Below are 15220 nucleotides of genomic sequence, written 5' to 3' on the forward strand. Positions count from 1 at the left end.
CAGGAAAAGCTTAAACAAGCCTGCACGTAACCGGAATGACCGGGAATCTGTAAATTACAGAAATTGCCCCGTCAGCGGCGTAGAATGGCGGCCAGTTCGACCGGCAGCGGCGGCTCATCGCGTGGCATGACGACCCGGATCGCCTGCGCCTGCTCCTCCGGATCGAAGCGGACCCAGCCGGCGCGGCTGAGCTTTTCGAGCGGACGATAGCGGATCTTATACTGCATCCGCTGCGAGCCATCGACCCAATAGCCCAGATACACATAGGCGAGGCCCGCACGGGCGGCGCGCTGGATATGATCCATGATGATGAAGTTGCCGAGGCCCGGACGATCTTCCAGTTCGGTGTCGAAGAAGCTGTAGATCATCGACAGGCCGTCGCCCTGGCGATCGGTCAGGCAGGCACCGACCAGCTTGCCGGGGTGGCCATCCTCGCCGGGCAGGCGATATTCGACGACATGGCTTTCGACCGGGGTCTGTTCGACCATGTCGGCAAAGTCCATCTCGTCCATTTCGGTCATGCCGCCGCCGGGATGCCGCGCGCGCAGATAGCGCTGGAGCAATTCGAACTGCTCCTCGGTCGACCAGGGCTTGCAGGCGGTGACGACGAGGTCGCTGTTGCGGCGGATCAGCTTGCGCTGGGTCGCGTTGGGCTTGAACTCCTGCGCGACGACGCGGACCGACACGCAGGCCGAGCAATCGGCGCAGCTGGGGCGATAGGCGACATTCTGGCTGCGGCGGAAGCCGATGCGGCCGAGCGCATCATTGAGTTCCGAGGCATTGTCGCCGTTGAGTTCGGTGAAGACCTTCCGCTCGCTCTTGCCCGGCAGATAGGGGCAAGGGCTGGGGTTCGTCACGAAGAAACGCGGAAAGCGGAATGGTGCGCTCATGCCTCTCCCCCCGATTCAGTCATGCGAATTTGCCTTTTCATGGTCGGACTATGCCGTCCCGGCCCAACCATGAAAAGGTCATTTACCACGAAATTTTTACCGATGGTTAAGCATGTCCCAAAATCAGGCAACCTCGATCGGCGCGACCTCATAACCCGCCGCGCCCAGCGCCGTGATCAGCCGCTGGAGATGGGCGCCATCGCGGGTCTCGCACTCGACGTCGAGGCTGAGCCCCTTGGCCGGCAGATTGGTGAAGATGCGCTGGTGCGACAGCTCCAGGATGTTGACCGCCTCCTGATCGAAGATGCGGGCGACATGGAACAGCGCGCCGGGCCGATCCTGCAGGATGATACGCAGGCGGGCGAGACGTCCCGAACGGGCGAGATCGCGCAGCAGCACATTGGCGAGCAGGCGGGTGTCGATATTGCCGCCGGTCAGGATCAGGCCGACATTGCGACCGGCAAACTGCTCGCGATAGCTGAGCAGCGCGGCCAGGCCGGCCGCGCCGGCGCCCTCCACCACCGTCTTCTCGATCTGGAGCAGCAGGCTTACCGCTTCCTCCAGTCGGCGTTCGGTGACCAGCAGCACATCGTCGGCCAGACGCTCGACGAAGCGGCGGGTGAGTTCGCCCGGCTGCTTCACGGCGATCCCCTCGGCCAGCGTGTCGCCGTCGCAGGCAAGGTCCGCGCCCTTGATGAAATCATACATCGACGGATACAGCTCCGCCTGGACGCCGATCAGGCGGATGTCGGGCTTCATCGCGCGCGCCGCGGTGGCGATGCCCGAGAAGAGGCCGCCGCCGCCGATCGGTATGATCAGCGTGTCGATCTGCGGCGCATCCTCCAGCATTTCCAGACCGACCGTGCCCTGGCCGGCAATGATGTCGGGCTCGTCGAACGGATGGATGAAGGTCAGGCCCTGCTCCACCTCCAGCTTGCGGGCATGGGCATAGGCGTCATCGAACTTCTCGCCATATTGGACGACGGTGGCGCCATGGCCCTGGGTCTGGGTGACCTTCACGATCGGCGTGGTGGTGGGCATGACGATGGTGACGGGCACGCCAAGGCGCTTGCCATGATAGGCAAGGCCCTGCGCATGGTTGCCGGCCGAGGCGCCGATCACGCCCTTGGCCTTGGCCGCTTCATCAAGTTGCAGCAGACGATTGAGCGCGCCGCGTTCCTTGTAGGCGGCGGTGAACTGGAGATTTTCGAACTTCAGATAGACGTTGCAGCCAACCATTTGCGAGAAGGTCTGGCTAATGAGCGTCGGCGTCTTGACGATCGACCCGGAAATACGTGTCCGGGCCGCAAGGATGTCATCGACGGTGACGGGCAGCGGCAGGGCGCCCTCTATCTTGCTCAGCGTGTTCATGGCGCAGCGCCCTAACGCAAAATTGCCGGTGAAGAAACTGGCACTTGCCGAAAACTGGCCCTATGGCTTGGTTGCACGCACGAAATGTACGAGGCTTATGGCTAATATCGCGTTTATCGGCCTGGGGGTCATGGGCGGCCCGATCGCGGGGCATCTGGCCAAGGCGGGGCATCATCTGACCGTCTACAATCGATCGATCGGCAAGGCCAAGAGCTGGGCCGAGGCCTATGGCGGCGAAGTCGCGATCAGCCCGGCCAAGGCCGCCGAGGAGGCAGACATCGTCATCAGCTGCGTCGGCACCGACGATGACCTGAGCCAGATCACGCTGGGGCGCGAAGGCGCGTTCCGCACGATGAAGCCGGGCGGCCTGTTCATCGACCATACGACCGTGTCGGCGCGGATCGCCCGGCAATTGTCCGTCGAGGGCGAGAGCCTGGGCCTGCACTGCGTCGATGCGCCGGTGTCGGGCGGTCAGGCTGGCGCCGAAAATGGCCGGCTGTCGATCATGTGCGGCGGGTCCGCCCCGGCAGTGGCGGCCGCGACGATCGTGATGCAGGCCTATGCCGCGCGCATCGTCCATGTCGGCAAGGCCGGCGCGGGCCAGACGACGAAGATGGTGAACCAGATCTGCATCGGCGGCGTTCTGCAGGGCCTGGCCGAAGCGATGCGCTTTGCCCAGGCGGCGGAACTGGACCTGGACAAGGTGTTCGAGGCGATTTCGGGGGGCGCAGCGCAAAGCTGGCAGATGGACAATAGATGGAAGACGATGGCGCAGGACAGTTTCGATTTCGGATTTGCGGTGGACTGGATGCGCAAGGATCTGGGGCTGGCGCTGGAGGAAGCGCGGGCCAATGGCGCGACCCTGCCGGTGACAGCGATGGTCGATCAATATTATGCCGACGTGCAGGCGATGGGCGGCCATCGGCAGGATACCAGCGCGCTGGTGCGGCGGATCACCCGCGCATGAGGAAGATGATGCTGGCGGCGATCGCCGCGCTTGCACTGCCCATGCCCGCTTATGCATCGGGCGTGATCGACAATGTGAACGGCATCGCCATCGGACCGGATGGCAAGATCGTCCATTTCGGCGCGCTGATGATCGACGATGAGGGCAAGGTCGAGAAACTGATCCAGGGCCGCTATCAGGAGCCCGAGTACAAGCCCAAGAAGCCCAAGCGCGGCCAGCCCTGGCCCGAGCGGCCGAAAGGCCCGAGCTTCAAGCTGGACGCGGGCGGCAAGACGCTGATCCCCGGCCTGATCGACGCGCATGGCCATGTCATGGGGCTTGGCCTGTCACTGATCACGCTGGACCTGTCCGACACGAAATCGCTGGCCGAAGCGCAGGCGAAGATCCGCGCCTATGCGCAGGAAAATACCGGCCGCAAATGGATCATCGGCACCGGCTGGAACCAGGAGACATGGGGACTGGGCCGGTTCCCGACAGCGGCCGAACTGGATGCGGCCGTGGGCGATATTCCGGTCTGGCTGGAGCGGATCGACGGCCATGCGGGCTGGGCCAACAGCGCCGCGATCCGCGCGGCCGGCGTCAGCGCCACGACCAAGGCGCCGGCCGGTGGGCGGATCGAGATGGCGGCGGGCAAGCCGGCAGGCGTCTTCGTCGACAAGGCGATGGATCTGATCCAGAAGGTCGTGCCCGCCCCTGCCCCCAAGGATCGCGACAATGCGCTGGAAAAGGCGCAGCGCGCGCTGCTGGCGGTGGGCATCACCGGCATTGCCGACATGGGCACCAGCATCGAGGATTGGCAGGCCTTCCGCCGGTCGGCCGACCGCGGCGCGCTGCGCGTGCGGATCATGTCCTATGCCTATGGCCTCGACAATATGGTGCTGATCGCCGGGCCGGAACCCACGCCCTGGCTGTATGACGATCATCTGCGCATGGGCGGGATCAAACTGCTGCTGGACGGCGCGCTGGGATCGCGCGGCGCCTGGCTGAAGGCGGATTATAGCGATGCGCCGGGCCAGCGCGGCCTGCCGATGATCCCGTCGACCCAGTTGCGCAACATCATGAGCCGGGCGGCGATGGACAATTTCCAGGTCGCGGTCCATGCGATCGGCGACGCCGCCAATGGCGAGATACTCGACGCGATACAGGAAATGTCGGACACCTATAGCGGCGACCGGCGCTGGCGGGTCGAACATGCCCAGATCATCGATCCGGCCGACCTGCCGCGCTTTGCCCGCTATGGCACGATCGCGTCGATGCAGCCGGTGCATGAAACGTCGGACTGGCGCATGGCGACGGCGCGGCTGGGCGAGGCCCGGCTGAAGGGCGCCTATGCCTGGAAGGCGATGCTGGACAATAAGGTGCCGCTGGCGTTCGGCTCCGACGTGCCGGTCGAAAGCCCCAATCCCTTCCCCGGTATCGCTGCCGCCATGTCGCGCCAGGATGCGAAGGGCGAGCCGGCCGGCGGCTGGACGCCCGAGCAGAAGGTGAGCTTCGAGGCGGCGCTGGACGGCTTTACCCGGCAGGCGGCCTTTGCCGGCTTTGCCGAGAAGAAGTTCGGCAGCCTGGTGCCGGGGCAGCGGGCGGACTTCCTGCTGATCGACCGCAATATCGAGACGGCCAGCCCAACCGACATTCGCGGCACGCAGGTGCTGGAAACCTGGATCAACGGCAAGCGGGTCTATGTGAAGGGGCAGTGATGCCCCTCACTTGCCCTTAAAGCTAACGCATTGCGTCATTGCGAGCGTAGCGAAGCAATCCATGGATCGCCACGCTTCGCTCGCGATGACGGCCATGGTATCTAGAAGGCGTTGTCGGCGGCGTTCATGGCGTCGTCGATCGTCTCGGGCAGCGGCGGCTGGACCGGGCGATCGCAACCGGCCAGCTTCATATGGGCGCGCAGCGTGTCCATGCGCCCGAGGTTCCAGCGCGCCAGCGGCACGCCGAGCGGGCGAAATTCGGCGCGGTCGAACAGCTCGACCACATAGGTCTTGCACAACTCATCCACCTGATCGAGCGTCAGCATGCCAAGGTTCATGACCATCGGCTTGCCCGGCACGCCGTTGCGACCACGCACCAGATCGGTGACGTAGAGGCCGCCGCGCGGATCGACCAGCACGACATCGGCGCGCGAGGCGTCGATCATCCGGTGGCTGGCGGCATAGGGCTCGACGAAGACATGGGTGCGCCAAACCAGGAAGCCGGCGGTCAGCAGCGTCACCACGAAGCCGATGAAGATCGGCCGCATCGCGCCCCGTGGCCGGAAGCGCGCCCAACCAAGGCCGCCGAGCAAGCAGAAAGGGCCGATAAAGCCATGGGCATAGCGAAAGCCCCAGCCATAGCCCTGCGCCAGCGCCAGCAGGCACCCGGCAAGGCAACCCAGCGCCAGCGGCAAGGCGATCTCCCGCCCATGGATCGCATCGCGCCAGCGCATCGCCAGCACGCCCAGGCCCGCGAGCGGGACCATCAATATGTTGTTCCAGGCGGCATAGCGGCTGAGATTGACCAGCGGCTGCCAGCGGTCGCCCAGACGCTGGAACAGACTGCCCACCTTGTCGGCGACGCCGGCGGACGGGCGCACGTCGGTCGGCGCGCCCAGCGCATGAAGCAAGAAGCCTGGCCATATCTTGGCCCAGACGATGACGATCGCTACCAGCGTCAGCGCATGGAAGGCGGCCACGGTCCAGCGCCGCGCCAGCAGCATCCAGAGGATGAAGGGGGCGATGAAGATGGGCGGGAAATGCCATTGGTGCAGGCCCGCCGCGATCAGCGCGACCACGCCGGCAGACAGATGGCCGGCAATGCCGCCGCGCAGCACCAGCGCCAGCCAGACCATGTTCAATGCAAAATGGCCGGTCATGGCATAGGGGGTCATCGCCGTGACCCAGAGCTGGGCCGAGGATAGCCCGAGCAGCATCGTCACCCAGACGGCATCGGGCCGGTCGGGAAAGAGATGCAGCGCCACCCGCCACAGCGAGAAGAGGCCGATCACCAGCAAGACCGGGCCGGCGAGATTGGGGTCGCCCATCTGCCAGAACAGGGCCTGGATCGCGCTGTTCACCGGCAGATAGGCAGCGGTCCAGTAATCGGCGGCACCGAAGGGCGAGAAGAATTCGGGCATGATCGCCCGGCGATAGGGTTCCCATTCGACCGGGATCGGCCGGGCGAACAGGCCTTCGCGCATATAGGCAGCGGCAAAGCGCGCGACCTCCTCATCGCGGGAGACCGAATAATCCTGGAACAGCGCATAATGGCCGGCCCAGGCGGCCAGCCCCAGCAGGACGATGATCGGCACGATGATGCGCGCGCGCGGTTGCGGCAGGCGAAAGCCCATCCCCTCGGCAAAGGGGGCGGCCAGCGCCAGCAGGAACAGGCCGATCATCAGCGCCGGGAAATCCTGATCCAGGAACAGGATGACGGCGAGGCTGACACCCTGACGCCAGGTCACGTGCCACAGGAAGGTCGCGCCCAGCCACAGGGCAAGGCCGATCGCCCCGGCAAGGAACAGGCGCCGCGCGCTGACGAAGGGCATTCCCTTCGGCATCAGCTGTCCAGCAGCGCCTTGTTGACGAAGATGCCGTCCATTTCGACCAGCAGCGGGAAATGGCCCTTGTTATTGGCGAAGAAGGCGGAAGGGACGAAGGCGCGCGCCTCCAGCCAGTCGATCATCGCGCGATAGCCGGTGCCGCCTTCATAGATGGGACGCACGCCCAGTTCCGTCTGGATGCCGGCCATGTCGGCGATGACGCTCCCCGCCCCTTCGCAGACCGACAGGTCATGGCCCTGCGTATCCATCTTGAGGAAGGGCCGGGCAAAGCCATGGGCGGCACGCAGTTCGGGCAGCAGGCTGTCGAGCCGGCGGCACTGCATCTCCACCGTCTTGGTCACCTTGTTGCGATCGGCGAAGATCGCGTCCTGCGCACCCGAGGGGGCCTTCAAGGAGCTGAACTGGTCGGCGGCCATGATGTTGAAGGTGGCGGTGCCGTCGAAATCGGACAGGGCCATGTTGAAGACATGCCAGTTGCGGTCCGACGCGGCGGCCTTGCTCAGTTCGGCGAAGACGTCCGGGTTCGGCTCGAAGGAGAGGATGGTGCCGGCAAAGCCCGCATCCTTGCGCGCCATGGTCGCATATTGGCCGCGATTGGCGCCGACGTCGAACAGGCAGTCGATGGCGAAGGCGGACAGGAAGCGCTTGAGCGCCTGGATTTCGGGATATTGGTGGACGCGGCCGGCCAGCGCAAGGCGCAGGGCCAATGCACGGTCGGACAATTCGCGGACATAGCGGCTCATGCGCGCAGCACCTGGCGGTAAATATCCATCGTCGCCAAGGCCATGTCCTTCCAATTGCCCATAATATCTCCATAGGCGCGCGCCCGCGCACCCGCTGCCTGCCTGATGGCCGCGCTTTCGATCAGCGGCAAGAGGGCTTGGGCGAGCGCCGCCGCATTTCCGGCCGGAACCCGCGTGGTGACGCCGTCCGGCAGGGTGCCGAACATGCCGGCATCGGAGGTGACCATCGCCTTGCCATGGTGCAGCGCCGACAGGAAGGCGCCGCTCGAATCGATATGGCGATAGGGAAAGACCATCAGGTCGGCTTTCGCCATGTGCACATCGAGCCGGGGTTCGGTGAGGAAGCCGAAATCGGTGATGAGACGATCGCCAAAGCCGGCGGCATGGACCGGATCGAGGATCGGCGCGACATCCATGAAGGGCTTGCCGGCCAGCACCAGTTCGAAGCGATGGCCCGCGCGCCAGAGCGACAGGCAGGCCTCCACCAGCAGGTCGACGCCCTTGTATGGGCGGATCGTGCCGAAGAAGAGGATGCGGGGCGCGGCGGGTTCGGGGATGGCGGCGAGGTCCGCCGGGGTGGCGGGCGCGAGGCGCATCGGCGGGTGCGGGGTCACATGGATGCGTGCGGGATCGACGCCCTGCCCGACCAGCGCCGCGCGCGTCGTGTCGCCATGGACGATCAGCGCGTCGAACCGATCGAGCAGCGCGCGATAGCCGCGCCCCTGCAGGCCGCTGTCAGCATGATAGGCATCGGCATTATGGACGGTGTGGACGAGCGCGGTGCGGCCCTTGAGCCGATCAAGCATCAGCCGGTCGGCCGGCGCCAGCGGCAGCCACTGGACATGGGTCACGTCCGCGCCGGTCATCGCGTCGAGATTGCCGAGCGCGCAGGTCAGGCCATATTCGGCCGCCTTGGCGAGACGGAAGGCGCGCCCCTCCCCCAGCCGATCGCGCAGGGCCTCGCTGCGGCGGAAGAAGCGCGGCGCGTAGCTATAGCCCTGCGGCAGGATCGCATCGGTGGCGCGCATCGGCCGGCCGAGCAGGGTCACGTCCGCGCCCGCCTGCGCCAGGCCGGCGCACAGCCCGTCATCATAGCGCCCGGTGAAGAGCGACGGATCGAGCATGGCAATCTTCATGCGCGCACCAGCCGGCGCAGCGAGGCGAGATGGAGGCCAGCCGCCAGCATCAGGGTCAGGGCATAGAGACCGAGGAAGCCTAGATCGAAACGGTCGGGCCAGAACACGCCGGCGAGCGGGACGCTGAGCAGGGAGCCGGCGAGGAAGGGCAGCGAGCGCTGGAGCAGATGGGCGAAGCGGCCGAGCGCGGCCTGGACATAAACCGAGACGCAGATGACCGAGAGCGCGACCAGCGCCAGCGCGGTGAGGCCAAGATCGGCCTGGTCGATCGCGGCACGGCCGTCGAACAGCTTGTCGAACAGCCATCCGCCGATCAGCATCAGCAGCGCCGAACCGGCGAGCGCGAAGAAGAGCGCGGCGCCGAGCGCGCGGGTCAGGAGTTGGCGCACCCGCGCGCTTTCGCCGGCATGATAGGCGCGGGTGATGCGCGGCAGGGCCGCCTCCACCATGGCGCGCACCAGCATCGAGAGCGAGCGCGACATCTTGAAGAAGAAGTCGAACAGCAGCATCGGCCGGGCATCGCTGGTCGCCATGGCGATGGTGAAATAGGGCGCGTTATAGGCGACGATATCCGACACGGTGAAGGCTGCCGACGCGCCGATGTCGCGCAGATAATGGCGGCGCACATGGCCACCGCCGACACGGAAGGCGAACCAGTGATTTCGGTTCATGCCGAGGCGGCGATGGACATGGACGATGGCGTAGCCGATCACCGCGACACTGACGGCCAGTTGCAACGCGACCGACAGGCGCGGATCGAGCCCGAAGAGGATCGCCGCGAGCAGGCCGATCGTCACCAGGCGGCGGGCGCAGTCCAGCCCTTCCCACAGGAAATTGCCATCGATCGCCGCCAGCGCCCGCTTGGCAAGCAAAGCCGGCAGGTTGAGGCAGGCGGTGAGGAAGAAGAGCAGGAACAGCATCGGCATGGCGGTGTGCAGCCCGCCCAGCGCCAGCGCGCCGAGCAGGATCGCGACCGCGCCGGCGATCAGCAGCCCGAGGAAGAGGAAGAGGACGCCCATTTCCTCCAGCCGGAAGCCGCCATCGGCCGCCGCCTCATCGCTGCCCAGCCAGAAGCGGCGCAGGCGCGCATAGATGATGCTGGTGAGGCCGAATTCGGCCGAGATGGTGAAATTGCCGAAGGCGACGAGCAGCAGGAAGGCCTGGAACTCCGCCAGCGGCAGCACCCGCACGAAGACGAAGGTGACGGCAAAGCCCCAGATCATCACCAGCCCGACATTGGCGAGCTTAACCAGCGCGAGGATGCGGGCGGATGCCTCCATCCGCGCGAGCATGCTCACTGCGTCGCTGTTCCCAGCGGCTTACGCGCGCGGAACAGCCGATCATCGAGCGCATAGAAATGGCGCGTGTCGGCGTCGATGTCGCGCGCGTCGATTTCCTCCAGATCGAAGCCGGCGGCGCGGATGCGATCGGCGAAGTCGAGGCCGTACTGGCGCACATGGTCCCACTGGCCGAAGCGCCGTTCGCGCTCGCGCGGCGGGATGTCGAAGCTGCCATCCTCGGTCGGCTTGTCCCACAGCGGCACGATCAGCCAGGCTTCGCCGCCGGGCTTGAGCGCGCGCAGGATATTGCGCAGCACGGCCATGTCGTCGGGCACATGCTCCATCACATGGCTGGCGTAGAACAGGTCGTAGCGATCGGTGTCGGACAGCGCCATCAGGTCGACCTTGTGCATGCCGGACACGGTGTAGCGCGCGGGATCGAGATCGGCCGGGACATAGTCGGCGGCTTCAGAAAAGCGCTTCACCAGGCTCCCCTCATTGGGGGCCATGTGCAGGATCGCGCCGTCGGTCGGCACGGTCAACACGCCCTTCATGATGAGATAGTTCATCAGCCGCTCGCGCGGCGAGGCGTTGCAATTGGGGCAGCCCCATTCGCCATTGTCGCCATAGCGGAAGAAGCCGACGACCGTCGTGCCGCAGGCCGGGCAGCCACGATTGGCGCGCGCGCCCAGTGCCTTGCGCAGGTCGAGACCCAATTTGGTCAGATGCTTGCCGGCGGCCTTGGCCACCCGCTGGACAGTAATCACGCCATTCTCCGCTCGGTATCAGCTTCCGGCCTATACAATATGGCGCGGCTTTGGCGAGGGGGATCAGCGCGAAAGATTATCGCGACTGGGCCGGATTCCAGATCGTGACGGTGCGGCCGCGCATGGCCTTGACCACGCCCTTCAGGGTTGCGGCATAGGCGATCAATATATCCATCAGTGTTGCCAGCGGGCCGCTGCGGGCCCGTCCGCCGATGCGGAAAAGGGCCGTCACCGCGATCACCCCCAGCATGGCGAGCAGGATCGACAAGCGCAACGCCAGCACCAGCGCAGCGAGCGCGCCAATCAGGATGAACAGGCCGCCGAACCAACGGACGATCTTGCGCGAGGCATATTTGAACCGGTCGATCGCCGCCATGCGGCGCAGTTGCGGGCGCAAATGGCTGTGCGTGTGCCAGGCGCGGGCGGCGATCCGCACCTTGCGCCGATACTCGTCCCCGCGCCCGGTCACCAGCCGCTCGCGCGCGATCACATCCTTCGCCTTGACCAGCCGCTTGCCGGCAAAGACCACCGCCATGGAGACGGTGAGGTCGTCGAGCACGCTATCGGGAAATTCCGGATAGAGGGAGCGACGGATCGAGAAGATCGAGCCGTCGGCCCCCAGCACATTGCCGGTGCGCGACTCCTCGTCCTTCAGCTTCTCCTCGATCCGCCAGTAGAGCGAACCGACGGCCGCGGTCGCGCTGTCCCCCTGCCCCAGATAATGGAGCGATCCAAGCACGCCGCCAATATCGGGATCGGCATAGCGAGCGAGCAGATTGTCGATCGCGTCGGCATCCAGCAGCACATTGGCGTCGGTGAAGATCAGCACATCGCCGCGCGCACGGGCAGCAAGCAATTTCATGCCATGCGCCTTGCCGCTGCGTCCGGGGCCCTGCAACAGGGTGATAAATCCGCCGCCCCCCTGCGCCGCGATCAACCCGGCGGTGCCGTCAGACGATCCATCATCGAAGGCCAGGATTTCGAGGGTAGGATGCCGATCCTTCAGCATCGCCAGATTGGCGAGCTTGTCCGGCATCGAGGCAGCCTCATTATAGGCGCAGAAAAGCAGTGAGGCGCTGGGCAGCGGGCCATCGGCCGGCGCTTCCGCACGGGTCGGCAACAGGCGCAGAATCAGCGGATAGAAGAAGAAAGGCCAGGCGACCGCGACAAGCGAAAGCAGCAGGACAAGGACAAGCAGAAGGTCGATCATGATCAATAGGCCTTGTGATGCACCAGAACACCCAGCGTCGCGACGATGATGCGCAGATCACGCCAGATCGACCAGTCGCTGACATATTCCAGGTCCGACTGGAGTCGGTCGATCAGATCCTGATGATGATCGGTCGCGCCGCGATGGCCGCGCACCTGGGCAAGGCCGGTCATGCCCGGCTTGATGCAATGCCGTTCCCAATAGCGGGCGTCGACCTCCCAATAGAGGCTGTCGCCCGCCTTGGCGGCTGCGGCGTGGGGGCGCGGGCCGACGACACTCATGTCGCCGTTCAGCACGTTGAAGAGCTGGGGCAGTTCATCGATGCTGGTCTTGCGCAGGAAGGCGCCGACGCGGGTCACGCGATCATCGTCGCGCCTGGTCAAGGTCGCGGCCTTGTGGTCGCTCGCCTCGGTCCGCATCGAGCGGAACTTGTAGATGGAAAAGGGCCGCCCGTCCTTGCCGATGCGCGGCTGGCGGAAGAGGATCGGGCCGGGGCTGGTCAGCTTCACCGCCAGCGCGGCGCCGAACAGGACCGGCGACAGCGCGATGGTGGCGATGGTGGCGACGAGGATGTCGAACAGCCGCTTGATCAGGCGATCACGGAATTGCAGCGGGCCGCCGGCGACGATGATCGTCGGCTGGCCGTCAAACTCATCGACGCGCGCGGGGGCGAAGCGCAGCAGTTCGGGGACGACGATCTCGCCCCGCGCCGAGAGCGACTTGAGCGCGGCCGACCAGTCGTCCATCCGTTCGAGCGGACAGGCGACGATCACCCGCTCCGCCATGCCGACCGCAGCGGCCAGGCGTGCGGCCATGTCGGCATCATGGCGTTCGGGATGGAGATTGGCGGCGTCCGCCTGGATCACCTCCATATGGGCGCCGGTCTCGATCGCGACCCCGTCCATGATGACGGCGGTGAGGTGCGGGACATCGCCCAGCAGGCGAACCGCCAGGCGCGCAACCGCCAGGCGCACCAGCGCCAGCGTCGCCGAGCCCAGCAGCAGGCCGGTGAGGAAGGTCAGACGGGACAGCTGTTCGGCGATCTTGCCCAGATAGACGATCAGCAGCATCAGCAGCGCCGCCTGCGCCAGCGCCAACAGGGCGCGGAAGATGCCGCGCCGCACCCGATCCAGCGTGTTGATGCCATAGGCACCGCCCTGCACCGCGAGGATCGCATAGAGCGGCGCGACCATCGAGAACATCACCAGGCCATGGGGCTTGCCCGGCTCGCCCAGGAAGGCGCCGACGACCAGCCAGTTGGCGAGGAGGAAGGCGATGAACAGCCCCGCCATGTCGCCGGCCAGGCACAGCGCATAAAGGCGCAGCCGCACAATTTCCTTCGAGACAGTCAATGAGGCGCCCTGCATGATCATTATGCTGTCCCGTTGGCACCGGGCGGGGCCGGTTGCAAGGGGATCACGCGCCGAACAGCCGGCCGAGCGCCTTGTCGAGCATCACCATTTGCCATAGCAGCCGGCCATGGTCGGCCACGCCGGCCTTGTGGTCGGCCGCGACCTTGGCCAGCATCTTCGTGTCGAACCAGCCGGTGCGGGCCAGCGCAGAGCCGCCCGCGACGGCAGTCGCCTCGCCCGCCAGCGCGCCGCGGAACCAGGCGCTGATCGGCGTCACGAAGCCCATTTTCGGGCGATAAAGAATGTCCTGCGGCAGGAAGGGCTCCATCGCCTTCTTCATGAGGTACTTGCCGCTATTGCCGCGAATGCGTTGGGCGACCGGCAGGCGCGCGGCAAATTCGACCAGCCGATGGTCGAGCAGCGGTTCGCGCGCCTCCAGGCTGACGGCCATGCTCATCCGGTCGCTCTTGGTCAGGATGTCGCCGGGCAGCCAGATGCGGATATCGGCATATTGGGCGCGATCGAGCGGATCGCGCGCCGGGGCATTGGCCATCGCCTTGATATAGCGATCCTCGGCGCGATAGGCGCCCAGCCGGCTCTTCATGTCCTGGCTGAAGAGACGCTGACGCAGCGCATGGGGCGTGACCCCGACCGAGGCGGCATAGGCTTCCCCGCCGTCGCCGGCCAGTTCGAGGAAGGTCGATTTGGCGCGCAGCGGGCGTGGCGCCCAATCGGCCTTGGGATAATAGCGGCCGAGCGTGCCGAACAAGGGTTCGCGCACCGAAGCGGGGATCAGGCCACGCAGCCTTTCCCCCTGCATCTGGAAACGGTGGCGGCGATAGCCGGCGAACGCCTCGTCCGCGCCATCGCCGGACAGGGCCACCGTCACCTGTTCGCGCGCCAGTTCGCAGACCCGGTAGGTGGGCAGCGCGGAGGCATCGGCAAAGGGCTCGTCGAAATGGAAGGCCAGCGTGTCGGCCAATCCATAATCATCGGGTGATACGATGCGCGTACGGTGATCGGTGGCGAAGCGCCGCGCGATCCGGTCGGCATAGGCGGTTTCGTCCAGGCTGGCGACGTCGAAGCCGATGGTGCAGGTCTTGACCGCCTGGTTCGACGCCTCCGCCATCAGCGCGACCACGCTGCTGCTGTCGACACCGCCGGACAGGAAGGCGCCGAGCGGCACGTCGGACACCATGCGCGAGCGCACCGCCTGACGCATCAGCGCGACCAGTTCCTCCTCCAGCGCCTCGGGCCTCGCCTTGCTGCGATCGGCAAAGCTGATGTCCCAATAGCGTTGCGGATGGGGCAGCGGACGACCGCGCACCAGACGCAGCGTCTCGCCCGCGCCCAGCTTGCGCACGCCCGCGACCATGCAGGCATCGTCGGGGACATAGCCATAGGCCAGATAATCCTCGACCGCGCTCAGGTCCGGCGCGCGGCGAAGCAAGGGGTGCGCGAGCAGGCTTTTCAATTCCGATCCGAAGATCAGGCTGCCGTCCGACAACAGGGCATAATGGAGCGGCTTCACCCCCAGCCGGTCGCGCACCAGCCAGAGCGACTGGGCGCGCGCATCGAACAGGGCGAAGGCAAACATGCCGTTGAAGCGGCTGACGCACTCCTCGCCCCATTGGCGATAGCCGTGCAGGATGACTTCGGTATCGCTGTCGGTGCGGAAGACATGGCCCTTTGCTTCCAGTTCGGCGCGGACCTCGGCGAAATTGTAGATTTCGCCGTTGAAGGTGACGACCAGGCTTTCATCCTCGGTCAGCATCGGCTGGGCGCCACCGCCAAGATCGATGATCGACAGGCGCAGATGCCCGAGGCCCACGCCCGGCGCGGTCCAGATGCCGCTGCCGTCCGGGCCGCGATGCGGCATCACGTCCAGCATGGCGCGCACCCGCACAGGATCGACCGGCTTGGCCGTTTCGAGATGGAAGATGCCCGCAATTCCGCACAT

Annotated in this window: 12 protein-coding genes; 2 read left to right on the forward strand and 10 right to left on the reverse strand. The window is 66.0% G+C overall.

Annotated features, from left to right (window positions below; genetic code table 11):
* Positions 1-71: 71 nt before the first annotated feature.
* Positions 72-890, reverse strand: coding sequence for an arginyltransferase (locus ACI6S0_RS09800; RefSeq protein ID WP_099230726.1), 819 nt, complete (start codon positions 888-890; stop codon positions 72-74).
* 123 nt (positions 891-1013) lie between these two features.
* Positions 1014-2261 (reverse strand): threonine ammonia-lyase, encoded by a 1248-nt coding sequence (locus tag ACI6S0_RS09805; protein ID WP_434405682.1) that lies wholly within the window; start codon positions 2259-2261, stop codon positions 1014-1016.
* A 97-nt stretch (positions 2262-2358) separates the two neighbouring features.
* Here ACI6S0_RS09805 and ACI6S0_RS09810 point away from each other — a divergent pair, with 97 nt between their 5' ends.
* Both ACI6S0_RS09810 and ACI6S0_RS09815 read left to right on the forward strand, forming a co-directional pair.
* Complete coding sequence (locus ACI6S0_RS09810) at positions 2359-3228, forward strand: NAD(P)-dependent oxidoreductase (protein WP_010339958.1); 870 nt, start codon at positions 2359-2361, stop codon at positions 3226-3228.
* An 8-nt stretch (positions 3229-3236) separates the two neighbouring features.
* The gene (locus ACI6S0_RS09815; RefSeq protein WP_434405920.1) at positions 3237-4925 is read left to right on the forward strand and encodes an amidohydrolase; all 1689 of its coding nucleotides are present in this window, start codon (positions 3237-3239) and stop codon (positions 4923-4925) included.
* A gap of 101 nt (positions 4926-5026) precedes the next feature.
* Here the strand turns inward: ACI6S0_RS09815 and ACI6S0_RS09820 are convergent, their stop codons facing one another.
* The 8 genes from ACI6S0_RS09820 to ACI6S0_RS09855 form a co-directional block, all read right to left on the reverse strand.
* Positions 5027-6769, reverse strand: a complete 1743-nt coding sequence (locus tag ACI6S0_RS09820; protein ID WP_434405683.1) for an MFS transporter — start codon at positions 6767-6769, stop codon at positions 5027-5029.
* Positions 6769-7515: an FkbM family methyltransferase gene (locus ACI6S0_RS09825; RefSeq protein ID WP_072893037.1), complete on the reverse strand. Its 747-nt coding sequence runs from the start codon at positions 7513-7515 to the stop codon at positions 6769-6771. Before ACI6S0_RS09825 ends, ACI6S0_RS09820 begins: the two co-directional genes overlap by 1 nt.
* Positions 7512-8651 (reverse strand): glycosyltransferase family 4 protein, encoded by a 1140-nt coding sequence (locus tag ACI6S0_RS09830; RefSeq protein ID WP_434405684.1) that lies wholly within the window; start codon positions 8649-8651, stop codon positions 7512-7514. The genes ACI6S0_RS09825 and ACI6S0_RS09830 overlap by 4 nt, the downstream gene beginning before the upstream one ends.
* The gene (locus ACI6S0_RS09835; RefSeq protein ID WP_434405921.1) at positions 8648-9931 is read right to left on the reverse strand and encodes a hypothetical protein; all 1284 of its coding nucleotides are present in this window, start codon (positions 9929-9931) and stop codon (positions 8648-8650) included. Before ACI6S0_RS09835 ends, ACI6S0_RS09830 begins: the two co-directional genes overlap by 4 nt.
* A gap of 14 nt (positions 9932-9945) precedes the next feature.
* Positions 9946-10698, reverse strand: coding sequence for a class I SAM-dependent methyltransferase (locus ACI6S0_RS09840; protein ID WP_434405685.1), 753 nt, complete (start codon positions 10696-10698; stop codon positions 9946-9948).
* 76 nt (positions 10699-10774) lie between these two features.
* Positions 10775-11908, reverse strand: coding sequence for a glycosyltransferase family 2 protein (locus ACI6S0_RS09845; protein WP_434405686.1), 1134 nt, complete (start codon positions 11906-11908; stop codon positions 10775-10777).
* 2 nt (positions 11909-11910) lie between these two features.
* On the reverse strand, positions 11911-13281 hold the full coding sequence (locus ACI6S0_RS09850) for a sugar transferase (RefSeq protein WP_434405687.1): 1371 nt from the start codon (positions 13279-13281) through the stop codon (positions 11911-11913).
* Between the two features lie 43 nt (positions 13282-13324).
* The gene (locus ACI6S0_RS09855) at positions 13325-15220 is read right to left on the reverse strand and encodes an XrtA/PEP-CTERM system amidotransferase (RefSeq protein WP_434405688.1); all 1896 of its coding nucleotides are present in this window, start codon (positions 15218-15220) and stop codon (positions 13325-13327) included.

This window comes from Sphingobium sp. DN12, assembly GCF_051058005.1.
In the GTDB taxonomy this organism is placed as follows: Bacteria; Pseudomonadota; Alphaproteobacteria; order Sphingomonadales; family Sphingomonadaceae; genus Sphingobium; species Sphingobium yanoikuyae.

Bases quoted from the DNA above. Each gene is read 5' to 3' on its own strand.
- ACI6S0_RS09850 (WP_434405687.1), bottom strand. From the start codon at position 13,281: ATGATCATGCAGGGCGCCTCATTGACTGTCTCGAAGGAAATTGTGCGG.
- ACI6S0_RS09830 (WP_434405684.1), bottom strand. From the start codon at position 8,651: ATGAAGATTGCCATGCTCGATCCGTCGCTCTTCACCGGGCGCTATGAT.
- ACI6S0_RS09815 (WP_434405920.1), top strand. From the start codon at position 3,237: ATGCTGGCGGCGATCGCCGCGCTTGCACTGCCCATGCCCGCTTATGCA.
- ACI6S0_RS09800 (WP_099230726.1), bottom strand. From the start codon at position 890: ATGAGCGCACCATTCCGCTTTCCGCGTTTCTTCGTGACGAACCCCAGC.
- ACI6S0_RS09820 (WP_434405683.1), bottom strand. From the start codon at position 6,769: ATGCCGAAGGGAATGCCCTTCGTCAGCGCGCGGCGCCTGTTCCTTGCC.
- ACI6S0_RS09805 (WP_434405682.1), bottom strand. From the start codon at position 2,261: ATGAACACGCTGAGCAAGATAGAGGGCGCCCTGCCGCTGCCCGTCACC.
- ACI6S0_RS09810 (WP_010339958.1), top strand. From the start codon at position 2,359: ATGGCTAATATCGCGTTTATCGGCCTGGGGGTCATGGGCGGCCCGATC.
- ACI6S0_RS09855 (WP_434405688.1), bottom strand. From the start codon at position 15,220: ATGTGCGGAATTGCGGGCATCTTCCATCTCGAAACGGCCAAGCCGGTC.
- ACI6S0_RS09835 (WP_434405921.1), bottom strand. From the start codon at position 9,931: ATGGAGGCATCCGCCCGCATCCTCGCGCTGGTTAAGCTCGCCAATGTC.
- ACI6S0_RS09825 (WP_072893037.1), bottom strand. From the start codon at position 7,515: ATGAGCCGCTATGTCCGCGAATTGTCCGACCGTGCATTGGCCCTGCGC.
- ACI6S0_RS09845 (WP_434405686.1), bottom strand. From the start codon at position 11,908: ATGATCGACCTTCTGCTTGTCCTTGTCCTGCTGCTTTCGCTTGTCGCG.